The sequence below is a fragment of the Clostridium sp. UBA4395 genome (assembly GCF_002390995.1).
Lineage (GTDB): Bacteria > Bacillota > Clostridia > Clostridiales > Clostridiaceae > Clostridium_J > Clostridium_J sulfidigenes.
The window spans coordinates 1-12700 of sequence record NZ_DGRF01000073.1 but is presented as its reverse complement, the minus strand read 5'-3'; the positions used below and the strand labels follow the sequence as shown (position 1 = coordinate 12700).

The following is a 12700-nucleotide window of genomic DNA, read 5'->3' as shown; positions in this document are numbered from 1 at the left end:
ACTATATAATCCATAAAACTATGATTTATTTAAATCATAGTTAGCCAATTCTTTTACCTAAATTCTTTTGAGAAAGGCTTGCTTCATAAACAATCATAGTAGCTGCTACTCCTACATTTAAGGAATCTGCACCTCCAAACATGGGGATTATTATTCTTTCACATTCATATTTATTCCAAATTTCTGAAATTCCATGTATTTCATTTCCTACAATAATAGCAATTCTACCCTTATAATTAGCATCATAGTAATTGTTACTGGCTTTTAAATCAGTAACAATAATCTTAAATCCGTTACTCTTAAGCCACCTTACAAGTAATTCTATGTCACTACTTACAACTGGCAACATAAAACTAGATCCCATGCTTGACTTTATCAGCTTTTGATTTGTTTTTCTAACTTTACTATTACAAATAATTACTCCATCTCCACCAGCACCATCAACTGACCTTATAATTGTTCCAATATTTCCTGGTTTCTCTAATCCATCAAGTATTACTAGCAAATTATTTTCCTTTAGCTTTACATCCTTAAGGTCATACTTTGGAAAACTACATAATAGAAAAAATCCTTCTCCACTATCTCTGCTACTCAATCTTTTACACAAATTACTTGATATTAAACATGAATTCTCTGCTACCATAGAAATACTCTTAACCATATCAAGGATAGATTTGTTTTTAATAAACTCTAGACAAAATACAAAGTTTATTATTCTAATATTACTTTTAATTATCTTTTCATAGGCCCATAATCCCTCTATAACAAATAAATCTTCATCTTCAACCTTTTTATTCTTTATTATTCCATTGATTAGTCTTATTGAATTGTCCTTACTACCAACAATTTTTAAATGAGAAAACTCTTCACCTAATTCCTCTATATCTAACCCCATTTTAAATATTATTCCTTTCTGTATACCTAATTCAAAAAATTTATTATTTATATTTCACCCCACAAACATAAATATCTTTAATTAATAATTTCACATATCAAAATTTATCATCATACTTATCTTAATATACGTAAGCGTAAAAGAATTCCCGCATAGTATATCAATACTAACCTTTGTTAAAATTGAGTTATCAATTAAAAAAGAAAGGTTGGTATATTTATGTCAAGATTATCGGAGGAGCAGACAACATACTGGAATGAAGCACTAGAAAAACTATCTACATACAGTGGTACTGTCTCAGATTTTTGTAAAGAATATAGTATTGATAGGCGTAAATTGTACTATCATAGAAAAAAGGAAAAAGATCTTTGTTCTAAAAGAACAGTATTTCATGCTATCTCAACAACAAAGGATGACAATAACATAAGTGCTCCGCACAAATATCCGAAGGATTATACTCAGATTAAGATTGAAATAGGAAAAGCTAGACTATTGATTCCATCTCATGATATAAAGTTACTATCAAGTATAATTAAGGAACTAGAGTCATCATGTTTAATTTAAATAATGTTAACACAGTATATCTCGCCTGTGGAACTACTGATCTCAGAAAAAGTATTGATGGATTAGTAATGCTCGTAGAGACAGAGCTTAAGCTAGATCCTTTTGAAAAAGCACTATTTGTATTTTGTAATAGGCAGATGAATAGGTTGAAGATACTTCATTTTGACGAAGGCTTCTGGTTATATTATTTTAGATTAGAAAATAATAGACTAAAGTGGCCTACGACAAAAGAAGATGCACTTAAAATTAATAAAAATGAATTAAACTGGCTTCTTAAAGGATATGAAATTATAACTACTTCAAAGTTTAAACCTATAACAGCAAAGAACTCTTTTTAGTGTGAAAAATCTATATAAAAACACCTCAAACCCTTTATAAATCAAGGGTTTTGTGGTATAATGTAGATAAATAAATCAAACTAATGAGGTTAAAAAAATGTATAGCTTAAACTTGGAGAATCAGCTTGATGAAGCTACAAAAGAATTAATTATAAATATGGAAAAGCAACTTGAAGAAAAGGCTTCTGAAATAAAATCTAAAGATAAAGAAATAAATGATTTAAAGAATCAATTAGCTTATCTTCAAGGACAAATTCTAAATAAAAATAGAAAGATATTTGGTCAGTCTAGTGAACAGGTGGATTCTAACCAAATATCTATTTTTGATGAGGCTGAAAAGAATAGTAACTCTAAAATAGAAGAACCTACAATAGAGGAAGTAGTTTATCAAAGAGCAAAGCCATCTAAAAATACGGGCAAGAAAGATAACTTAGCTAATTTAGAAAGAGTAGTAATTGAACATAAGCTATCGCCTGTGGAAGCTATCTGCAGTGAATGTAATAGTGAACTAGAGGTTATTGGTAAAAAGACTAAAGAAGTATTAAAATATGTTCCAGCTAAACTTTATATAGAGGAGCATGTTACTTACAGCTACGCTTGTAAAGCTTGCGAAGCAGCTTCAGGCGAAGCCAGTATAGAGACAACTAAGGGCTATGAAGGTATTTTATATAAGAGTATGGCCTCTAATGAGCTAGTAGCTCATGTTGTAAATATGAAGTACCAACATGCCATGCCCCTATATAGACTCGAAACTTATTTCAAAATGCTTGGTGCGAATCTTTCAAGGCAGACTCTTTCCAATTGGGTTATAGGCGCAGCCGATGCAGTAACACCTATAATTGAAATAATGAAAGAAGAGCTATTGAAGTCTCCTTATGTCCAGGCTGATGAAACTACTCTTCAGGTTATTGAAGATAATGGCAAGGAATCTAAGTCTAAGAAATATATGTGGTTATATAAAACTGGAGGTAATGTTCGCCCAATCATAATATATGACTATCAAAAAACTAGATCTAGTTCTTGTCCTAGAGATTTCCTTAGTGGGTTTTCTGGATATCTCCAAACTGACGGCTATGCTGGGTATAATAGTGTAGAAAATATTAAAAGACTCTACTGCCTAGCACACATAAGAAGAAAATTCCATGAAATCATAATAAATTTAGATGAAGAAGCCCTAAAAAAATCAAGAGCAATAATAGGGTTTAATTTATGTGAGAAAATTTATAAAGTAGAAAAAGATATAAAAGAGCAATATGGCGATAATGAAACCTTTTATGAAAAGAGATATGAAATAAGACTTGAAAAGACAGCTCCGCTTCTTGATGAATTCGAAGAATATGTAAACAGAGAAATTAAAGAGGCACTACCTAAAAGTGCTTTAGGCAAAGCTCTAGAGTATGCTAGAAAGTTATTGCCAGATATGAAAACAGTTCTAGAAGATGGTATACTAGATATAGATAATAATGCCTCGGAGAGAGCTATAAAACCTTTTGTAATAGGCCGAAAAAATTGGTTGTTTTCTACATCATCTAAAGGAGCGAAGGCTAGCGCCATGATCTATAGCATAATAGAAACAGCTAAAGCTAACAACCTAATAGTTGAAAAATACCTAACATATTTATTTGATATGCTCTCAAAATCAGATGTGCAGTCTAAAGAGCAATTTTATGAGCTTATGCCTTGGTCGGCAGACCTTCCAGAGGATGTTAAAATTTTAAAAGTTGAAAATAACTAAGTATAAAAACCCCAGTAGGTCCATATGAATGTCCTTACTGGGGTTAATTATATAATCATTTGAAATCAAGATACAAGACATCTACTTTTTGACGCTTACTAATATACAGAGATCATCAATTAATATATAAAGAACAATTCTATATTATTCTTTGCACATAAAAAGCTACCACTCATTATTAGAGTGATAGCTTTTCATTTCTATTTTTACTATATACAATTTTTTTAATACTATCTATAGAAAGAAAAAATTCTTCTGACAGCTCATCAATGGTATATCCACTTTCATGCTTATTACGTATAACTTCATTTCTATTTTTTATACGCTGCCTAGTTCCTGACTTTTCTCCCCACTTTTTCCGTGTTGTATGTTCAGATGGAATATATACATATTCTCCTTGAATATACTTTTGAATTTCTCTTAATAAATTATCTGGTAAGATTGTTTCAGCCTTTACATATCCCATAAAGCTCAGCTCCTTAAATTTATACTTTAAATTAAGGAAACAAAGCCTGTATAAGTATGAATTTATTTAGTAATGGCGACTAGATATTTACCTCTGTGCAATTGTCGCCTTAAGCCATACTTACAGACTTTGCACAGAGTATTTTGAGTTGTTCTTTCTTTGCTAATTGAAATCTCATATTTACTACCCCCAATAAACCTTATTTTCTACATAATACCAAATACTTCATAAATTATTAATTAATTTTCCAAATTATGTTGAAAATTAACAATATAACTATCCTCATATCAGAAATCTCAAATTATATATATGTTATTAAGAATTATCTCATTAAACTATTCCCTACTAAATGTCTGTACTTCTCCCAGTAATGTAATTGCACTATTATCAACAATTATTCCACCAGTGTCTTTAATAGCATATACAGTGTCCGCTCTTTCATTTAATACCTTATTTATATAATTTTTTTCTATTTCTGTATCTTCAAAATGAACTTCAATATGAAAATCTCTAATCAAATTTAGTCCTCTATTATATGAGAATGTATCATAATCTTTATCAGGAGTAATATGGTAATCTTCTATCTGAATCATCGCTCCAGCACTAATCCCTATAATTACTCCTAGAAAACTTTCAATGTCATTTATTAAATCAAACTCCTTTAAACGATGCATCATTTTATCAGGTAATCCTCCAGTGAAAAATAATATGTCACTGTTTCCTAATTTCTTTTTTGCACTTTCCTCTGTATCCTTAAAATAATTTACCCATTCTATATTTTCTTCCCTGATTCCATAACTCAAAAATGGCAAGATAATAGTATTATAATACTTTCCATTACCTTTACTATAGGCATCCTGCCAATCCATATCATTACTTATATTTTCACCGAAAGAAAATGGAATTACCAAAACCTTATCATCACACTTTATATATTTTTCCATTGTATCTTTTGCCCAATTTTCATGGAAATTATATAAACTAAATAATATATTGACCATTAGTATTCTCCCTCTCTTTATAATTCACAAAGTAATAATAGTTCCAATTATTATTTATGTGAACTACTTCATTTTGCAATAATATACTACTGTTTCATAATCAAAAATCAATGTACCATTTTTATTATACTTTTTAAATAGAAGTTCAAGTTCCGTAATCATATAATTGAATCTTGGATTTTCTTCATTTGGAATATATGAATAAGATACTAAATCCCCTTTTAATCTTTCTAAATTATACACTTGAGGATTAGAAAATATTTCTTTATCGATTGTTTTTAAATCAAAGAATTTGGGTAAATCCGTATTAAGTGAATTCCCACCCTCACGTTCTGAGTATTTTTCAATTAGTTCCATATATTCATTCATAAATTGGCTATTGCTAAATTTTCTTCTATTATTAATAATTACTACGAACCCGCCAGGTTTTAATATTCTGAGGAATTCTTTTTTTGTAGCTTTTGGTTCAAACCAATGGAATGCTTGTCCTGATATAATTACATCTACCGATTCTGATTCCAACTTTGTATATTCAGAAGATGCATCTATTGAATGAAAATTTGTGTAATTAATTAGATACTTCTCTCCAGCGCACCTCATTTCTGCATTAGGTTCAATGCCGTATACTTCGTTTCCATTATCCAAAAATAATTTAGCAGAAATTCCTGTTCCAGAGCCAATATCAGCAATAATTGCTCCTTTAGCTAAGCCAATTGCTGTATTTAGAAACCTTATTATTTCATTAGGATAGTTAGGTCTATATTTTGCATAGTTCTCTACTCGACTACTAAATCTACCTTTAGGATTAAGCTCTGTTAAATTCATAATATCCTCCAAATTAAAAAATTTAATGTTTCCTTGTAAATTTTACTTGTATTATAACTCCCCATCATCAAATGCCTTTCGAGTCGCATTTCCTTTTTTTGCATCAAAATCTATAGGAAGGTGATCTTCATCAATTATTTTTTCATAGTTAATGTCAGAAAAATAATTACAAAAATTAATTTCAACATAAATCAATCTGCTATTTTCTTCATCAGCTAAAGCATAAATATAACCATTATAACTATCAGCGTAAACTGCACATACTGGATAATTAAAACCAGTTGCACCATATATAAGATTGTCTTCAGAGGAATTCAATTTTGACAACCTTTCTATTTCTTTTGTATAATCTTCATCATTACATGTATATACAAGATATGCTACATAATTTGGGTCAAATGAATTATAGTAATAATAAGTAAAATCTTCTACTTCTGCTGAATCCGGTATTTTGTTAGGGAATATATCATTAGGATGTTTACCTTCACTTCCAAGATAATCACTGTAATTTGAAATATCTGTAGTTTTGTCCTTTTCCACACCCAACATTTCACAACCACTACAAATCAACATGGCTATCATAATTGAAAAAATTATTAATATCTTTTTCATTTATTAACGCCTCCTTAAACCTCATTTTCTATATAATACCAAATACTCTAGAAATCATCAATTAATTTTCCGAATTATGTTAAAAATTAAGAATTTAAGCAAAATAAATTGTATTCATAATTTGTTTTCGTACCCTTGGGATACTTCCACATTAAGCTTAAACAATGTTTATTTTAAAATACTCATAACCTTATTGTATACTGTGTCATATTTACTTCTTTCAATGTTATCAATACCCGAACTTAAATATTTTAAGTAATCATTTAAATCTTGTTCTATATACATATCAGGTTCAGTATGAACTTCTTCATTTGCAACACCTACACTGTTCGTAGACAGGGTTGATGAAAATTGTATAGCTATCTTACTATTTGGAAGAAGAGTAGCTATTGGCTCTCTACCTAAACCATCTCCACCTGTAGTTGTTCCTATTATTTTTGCAAACTTAGTATCCTTAACTATACCTATAAAGTACTCCGATGCAGAATAAACCATATCATCAACTAATACATATATATCCCCTTGGAAATTTATAGAATTACCATAGGGGTTTATAGTTATATCTACATCATATATTCTAAAGTTGTTTAAATCATAATTATTCTTTGGCATCTGAGATTGAGTTATTTCTTCATTAAATATTTTTGAAAAGTAATATTCATCCATAAACTTAGTATCTCTAAAACAATCATAAGAAGACATATATAGAGGTTTATCTGATAAAGCTGAAATTATAAATTCACCAAATTGATTATTTCCACCACCATTACCTCTTATATCTATAACAATATTATCAACATCTGCACATTGATTTAATAAGAAATCTTGTATAGTTGCTTGATTCTTTGCCATGAATTCGCCATTAAAACTTCTAATTTTTATATAGGCAGTTTTACCTTCGTTTACAATATCTAATACAATATTGTTATCGCTAGAATTTATAAAATCGCCATAATACCAATCTTCTAATTCCTTACTATAGGTCTCATAGTGTATGGTTGAATTTATTTTTTTATTATTATATTTTATTTCTATATTATCTGGTGAACCATCCCTTTTAAAATAACTATCTTCGTATATATAATATTGATTTCTTTTAGAATCCTTTAATAGATAATATATATCTTTATTGTCATATAAATAATCACTTACACTTTTTCCATTAAATTTAGTAATCATACTTCCTACTGGTATCTTTTCATTTTTAGATTTTGTAACAATATACTTTCCTTGAACATACTTCCACTTTATTTCTGGGATATAAAATGTTTTTAAATATCTGTCAGCCCAGTATTCAGTTTTTTCTTTTAAATCAACGTTACTATCATATAAACCACTGTGCTCAAAAATTAATGAGTTAAAGGATATATGGCTATGATTATTTTGTAATAAATTCATAGTTAAACTTACATTTTTAATAAATTCAGTATCGTTTTTAGATTTAGATATTTTTTTTATAAGTTCTTCTTTAGAGTCTAGAAAATTATAATTTAATTTTTTTGCTTTTACCTCAAAGAAAGGATAATTATCTTCTAAAAAATCTAACAAAAATACTGCATCTGTTTTATAAGCATCATACTTTTTATATCTTTTATATCCATAAACTCCTCCAATGATTAAGAATATGGAAATCATAATAATTAAAAAAATCTTTAATTTTTTATTCATTAATTATTTCCTCCAAAACGAAATATATGTTTTCATTGGATATTGGGCACCTTTTAATTACTAACCTTATTCTTAATATAATCATCTATAATCTTAATATCCTTAATATACTTCTCTCTTCCTAATTGCGCCTTCTGCTTTTTTATACTTTCTAAACTTCCTACAGGTAATCCATCAATAAACTCTATTTCATCTACGAACCAATTTTCTAGTATTTCTATTGTATTATTTGTGTGAACAATTCTTGAGTTATCTTTTTCTACTGTGTACTTACAACCTTTTTTTACAAATAGCTCAACTAAGTTTGTAGTACCCCCTAAATCAATATCATTTGTGGTTTCTTTAACACCATGAATTACTAAACCTGCACCAGAGGTTATCCAATATTCATTTAAAGGTAATTCCATGTCTTTAATCATTTTAATTATGTCTTCTTTTCCTAACATCTTAATAATCCCCTTAACTACATTCATTTTCATCTAATTTCTAATACTCCATAATCCATTATAAATTTCAATTAGCAACTTTATATTATCCCTATGATATGGACTATTGCCCCTGATAATAAAGCAACAATAGTGCCAATTACTATTCCTATAACAGTACCCCTTATATGATGCCAGGGATTCTTATATTCTTTATCCATATCCTCAGTTCCAGGTATTCTTGTTCTTTTACTGTGACAAAAAAGTCCAATATCTAATACTATCATATCGTAAATATTCACTACAAAAAATAATATAAAAACGTGGATATATGCAGACTTAAAGTTTTTTGCACCAGAGTAATATGCCACTACAGCAAGAACAATTGCAAAAATCAATACTGCAATTAATTTAACTGATAAATGTCTTTTTTCTTCAACTTTAATAACATCTTTATACTGAGGCAGATTTTCTACCCTATCTCTAATTTCTTTAGGGTAAGACATAATATGCTTAATAGGGTCTTTATAAAGAGAAGGTAATATAATTAGCGTGAAAACTGCACAGGAAATAACACATTCTACAAATAAAATCATCCTTTTATCTCTCCTCTAAAGTGTAAATAACTATCACATTAAATATTTTTAGCTTTTTTTATTTTCTTGCAGGATCATCCGTATAAACTTTTTTTACAATCCCAATACCACTATTATCAGGAGTAGAAAATTTTATTTTAAACCAATAGTTATTTCCCTCAACTATCTCGTCATATTGCTCTGATGTTAATATTAGTGTGCTATCAATAGGTTTTAAAGGATATATATAATTATGATATTTTAATGTGAATTGATTATTTTCTTTTTCTTTAAATGCATAAGGATTTTTATATTTTTCATATTTAGCTATGTCTTCCTTGTTATTGACATCAACAATTTTTATAGCAGATGTATATGTTATTGTTTTTGGTTTTCCCCAAATCATATAGCCAAACAATGCCAATATTCCTACAAAAACCATTGCTATTAGTAATAGCTTAATTCTAATTTTTGAATCTGATTTCATCCCTTTAACCTCCCAATTATTTACTTATATTTATGAATTCATTAACCTTTGTTTAGCAGCCTTGTAATGCCTCCAGTAATTAGTATAATACTTATGGTTATTATCACCACATTATTAAATATAGTTTCAATGCTAAAATTCTTAACTAAACTAAATATTATTGGTATTGCAAATATAACTCCTATTATTAACATAATTATAGGAGACTTTAATATATTCTTCATAGGTAATGGTGCTTTGCCTGAGCCAATAAAATAACCAGGATTATTAGCATTCTTTTGCCACTCATTTATCTCTTCTACTTGGTTTTCTAATGGATTTAACTTTGATTCATTATTTTTATTATTAATAATTTTCACCCCCTATTAAATCTATATAAAAGAGTAAAATCTATCTTAAATTTCTACTTAATACTTCCGCTAAAGAACCATCATCTATTTCAAATATCTTACGAGAACTAAAACCATTCTTTATATATTTATTTTTCTCCAAATGCATATATTACTGGCATATTAAAATAAAATCCATCACCTTTGCTAAACTTTTCTAGTCCTTTGAATATGTCTCTTTTAAACTCTTCAAATACATCACAACCCAAATCTTCTATTTTTTCAAATATTCCTCTAACTGCGTTGGTACACATTTCTTGCCACCATTCCTCTTTATCCCTATACACAACATCTTTACTTTCTTCATAAACTTTAACATTTTTAAAACCTGAGTTATCTAATATTTTTATTACATCCACTACTGTATCAAACTTTGGAATATATGGCTTTCTATCCTTATTTTCCCTTTGTACGTTCGTAGGTAAATATTTATTAACTATTTCAGTTAACCACTTTTGATCTTCTTGTTTACCCCATATGCTAAATCCTGCTTGTCCTCCATCTTTTAATACTCCTAGTATTCCATTTAATCTATTTTCACTAAGTAAAAGATATCCTATTCCAAATCCACAAATAACATTATCAAATGAATCTTTTTTAAAGTTTAAATTCTGAGCATTCATATTCTTAACTTCTGCATTACATATTTTCTTATTTAAAATATCTTTATGAGTTTCACTTACCATAACTTCTGAACTATCTATACCTACAGCATATCCATCTTTACCTATTTTATCTATTGCAGCAAATAAAGAAGCACCTCTACCCATTCCAATATCTAACACTTTAGCTCCATTGTCAATCTTTGAGAGTTCAACTAATCTATTACCAAAGCTATTCCAATATTGTGGCCCTACCTTTCCAAAATCAATGGCAACTTTGTCCCATATTGTTACTAACTTCATTTTATTCCTCCAGTTACATTCCTCTATTTCTCCTATATAAACATATCACTATATCATTTTATAATACTCTATAGTCCATTACAAAATTCAATTAATAGCTTGATTGATGATTTATCTGTAAAATCTACCACTTGCCCATAGGTTTCAAGCATCATTTTTGCTTCATCATCCATTTTATCCTCAGGCATTTTACTTACTTTGTTTTTTAATAAAGCCATCATAGACTTGTGGATAAAACCAAGATTTTTATAATCAATAGCACCTCTAAAATGAAATAATTTTATCCTATCCTGCATTTCCTTCGTAAAATTCTTATCAATAACAGGTATAAATTGTTCAGTGTTACTTGGATCAGCAAGTCCTACAGTAAATATAACTAAATTTTTATCTTTAAGCTTATCAAAGGCTTTAGTAATTAATGAAACACCAAGTATTCCACTTGCATAAAGACCGCCTCCATAAATAATTGTAGAATAATTTTGCATACCAGTTACATCAATTTTAGATGCCTCAAAAATATCCGCATCAAGTGCAGTAGCAATCCATTCTGCATATTTTTTTGTTGAACCATATTTTGATTTGTATATAACAACTGTTTTACTCATATATTTCCTCCTATATATTTAATCACTTTATAACCTTTGAATAAAAGTTTTTATTTTAATAATTAATTTTCATTATTCACTTTACATTTAAATTAAACCATAATTCTTCTCTACTTATTTTCGATAATCTTAGCTCCATAATCAGTACCTACAATTATTCTTTTGCATATGTCAGAAAACAATCCAACTTCTAACACTCCTGTAATTCTCATAACTTTATTATAAACATACATGATATCTTTTGATTTCCCTACATGTAAATCAACTATATAATTTCCATTATCGGTTATAAAGATTTTATTATCTTTTATTCTTATTATAGGATTTAAAGAGTATTCATCTAACTTTTTAATAATCTGGGTATATCCGTAAGGTAATATCTCCACAGGTAACGGAAATGACCCTATCTTATCAACTAGTTTACTTTCATCCATTATCCAAATTACCTCTTTAGCTAAATTAGCTACAACTTTTTCTCTAAATAATGCCCCACCACCGCCTTTTATTGCATTAAATTTACTATCTATTTCATCAACTCCATCAATGCACAAATCTATTGTATCTACTTTATCAATTGAAATTAAAGGAATTTTCAACTCATTTGCTAAATCTTCAGTAAATTTCGAAGTTGCAACTGCTTTTAACTTCATTCCATCTTGAACTAAATCCCCTACTCTTTTAATCATATAATAAGCTGTTGAACCTGTTCCTAATCCTAATATCATTCCATCTTTTATATATTCTGTTGCCTTTTCACCAGCAATTCTCTTTTTATCTTTTAAAATTTTGTATGAAAATAATTCTTTATCAATTCCATTACGCTTATCTATTTCATTCAAGCTCTATTTTCCTCCCACCCAAAAATCATTTTTAACTTTCCAGCTATATCCATTTTTGTTTCTTATTAATATTTTCATCTATTGCTACTCCAACACTAACTCCTAAACAAATACCAATAGCTAAATTATCAAATAATATCCCATATATGACCCCTAATGCAATACCAAGAGCAATATAAGCACCTTCATCAGATAGCTTACTTTTAAATTTATTCTTACTTGTATTTTTCAACTCATTTCTCCCTTTAATGTCCTTCATATTCACCTCTCATACCATCGTATGATTTACTCTATTCTAATTTTCTAAGTAAACTTCATCTTTTTAATAAGTTTTTTATATTTTTAATTATTGATTCATTGTAAAATGAAAT

17 protein-coding genes are annotated in these 12700 nt (G+C 28.5%); 3 read left to right on the top strand and 14 right to left on the bottom strand.

Annotated features, from left to right (window positions below; genetic code table 11):
* Positions 1 to 40: 40 nt before the first annotated feature.
* Entirely contained in the window at positions 41 to 895 is an 855-nt protein-coding gene (locus B2694_RS12910; protein ID WP_346886087.1) for an RNA methyltransferase, read from the bottom strand.
* A 219-nt stretch (positions 896 to 1114) separates the two neighbouring features.
* Here B2694_RS12910 and B2694_RS12905 point away from each other — a divergent pair, with 219 nt between their 5' ends.
* The 3 genes from B2694_RS12905 (at position 1115) to tnpC (ending at position 3532) form a co-directional block, all read left to right on the top strand.
* Complete coding sequence (locus B2694_RS12905) at positions 1115 to 1459, top strand: hypothetical protein (protein WP_346886086.1); 345 nt, start codon at positions 1115 to 1117, stop codon at positions 1457 to 1459.
* On the top strand, positions 1447 to 1797 hold the full coding sequence (gene tnpB / locus B2694_RS12900; RefSeq protein WP_346886085.1) for an IS66 family insertion sequence element accessory protein TnpB: 351 nt from the start codon (positions 1447 to 1449) through the stop codon (positions 1795 to 1797). Before B2694_RS12905 ends, tnpB begins: the two co-directional genes overlap by 13 nt.
* A 97-nt stretch (positions 1798 to 1894) precedes the next feature.
* Positions 1895 to 3532 carry an IS66 family transposase gene (tnpC, locus tag B2694_RS12895; protein ID WP_346886084.1) on the top strand — a complete coding sequence of 546 codons (1638 nt, stop codon included), beginning with the start codon at positions 1895 to 1897 and terminating at the stop codon, positions 3530 to 3532.
* Between the two features lie 178 nt (positions 3533 to 3710).
* Here tnpC and B2694_RS12890 read toward each other — a convergent pair whose 3' ends face one another.
* From B2694_RS12890 to B2694_RS12830, 13 genes are all read right to left on the bottom strand, one after another.
* Positions 3711 to 3998 carry a CD3324 family protein gene (locus B2694_RS12890; protein WP_346886083.1) on the bottom strand — a complete coding sequence of 96 codons (288 nt, stop codon included), beginning with the start codon at positions 3996 to 3998 and terminating at the stop codon, positions 3711 to 3713.
* A 335-nt stretch (positions 3999 to 4333) separates the two neighbouring features.
* Complete coding sequence (locus B2694_RS12885; RefSeq protein WP_346886082.1) at positions 4334 to 4999, bottom strand: Type 1 glutamine amidotransferase-like domain-containing protein; 666 nt, start codon at positions 4997 to 4999, stop codon at positions 4334 to 4336.
* A 63-nt stretch (positions 5000 to 5062) separates the two neighbouring features.
* On the bottom strand, positions 5063 to 5824 hold the full coding sequence (locus B2694_RS12880; protein ID WP_346886081.1) for a class I SAM-dependent methyltransferase: 762 nt from the start codon (positions 5822 to 5824) through the stop codon (positions 5063 to 5065).
* A 51-nt stretch (positions 5825 to 5875) separates the two neighbouring features.
* The gene (locus tag B2694_RS12875; protein WP_346886080.1) at positions 5876 to 6436 is read right to left on the bottom strand and encodes a hypothetical protein; all 561 of its coding nucleotides are present in this window, start codon (positions 6434 to 6436) and stop codon (positions 5876 to 5878) included.
* Positions 6437 to 6604: 168 nt separating this feature from the next.
* Positions 6605 to 8104 (bottom strand): S41 family peptidase, encoded by a 1500-nt coding sequence (locus B2694_RS12870; protein WP_346886079.1) that lies wholly within the window; start codon positions 8102 to 8104, stop codon positions 6605 to 6607.
* A 53-nt stretch (positions 8105 to 8157) separates the two neighbouring features.
* Positions 8158 to 8550 (bottom strand): hypothetical protein, encoded by a 393-nt coding sequence (locus tag B2694_RS12865; protein ID WP_346886078.1) that lies wholly within the window; start codon positions 8548 to 8550, stop codon positions 8158 to 8160.
* 80 nt (positions 8551 to 8630) lie between these two features.
* Positions 8631 to 9125 carry a hypothetical protein gene (locus B2694_RS12860; RefSeq protein WP_346886077.1) on the bottom strand — a complete coding sequence of 165 codons (495 nt, stop codon included), beginning with the start codon at positions 9123 to 9125 and terminating at the stop codon, positions 8631 to 8633.
* A 58-nt stretch (positions 9126 to 9183) separates the two neighbouring features.
* Positions 9184 to 9591 carry a hypothetical protein gene (locus B2694_RS12855; RefSeq protein WP_346886076.1) on the bottom strand — a complete coding sequence of 136 codons (408 nt, stop codon included), beginning with the start codon at positions 9589 to 9591 and terminating at the stop codon, positions 9184 to 9186.
* A gap of 41 nt (positions 9592 to 9632) precedes the next feature.
* Entirely contained in the window at positions 9633 to 9950 is a 318-nt protein-coding gene (locus B2694_RS12850) for a hypothetical protein (RefSeq protein ID WP_346886075.1), read from the bottom strand.
* Positions 9951 to 10069: 119 nt separating this feature from the next.
* Positions 10070 to 10885, bottom strand: a complete 816-nt coding sequence (locus tag B2694_RS12845) for a class I SAM-dependent methyltransferase (protein WP_346886074.1) — start codon at positions 10883 to 10885, stop codon at positions 10070 to 10072.
* A 68-nt stretch (positions 10886 to 10953) separates the two neighbouring features.
* A complete protein-coding gene (locus B2694_RS12840) occupies positions 10954 to 11490 on the bottom strand; it encodes a flavodoxin domain-containing protein (protein ID WP_346886073.1) in 537 nt (178 codons plus the stop codon).
* A gap of 110 nt (positions 11491 to 11600) precedes the next feature.
* On the bottom strand, positions 11601 to 12320 hold the full coding sequence (gene rpiA, locus B2694_RS12835) for a ribose-5-phosphate isomerase RpiA (RefSeq protein ID WP_346886154.1): 720 nt from the start codon (positions 12318 to 12320) through the stop codon (positions 11601 to 11603).
* A 52-nt stretch (positions 12321 to 12372) separates the two neighbouring features.
* Positions 12373 to 12588, bottom strand: coding sequence for a hypothetical protein (locus tag B2694_RS12830; RefSeq protein WP_346886072.1), 216 nt, complete (start codon positions 12586 to 12588; stop codon positions 12373 to 12375).
* Between the last annotated feature and the right edge of the window lie 112 nt (positions 12589 to 12700).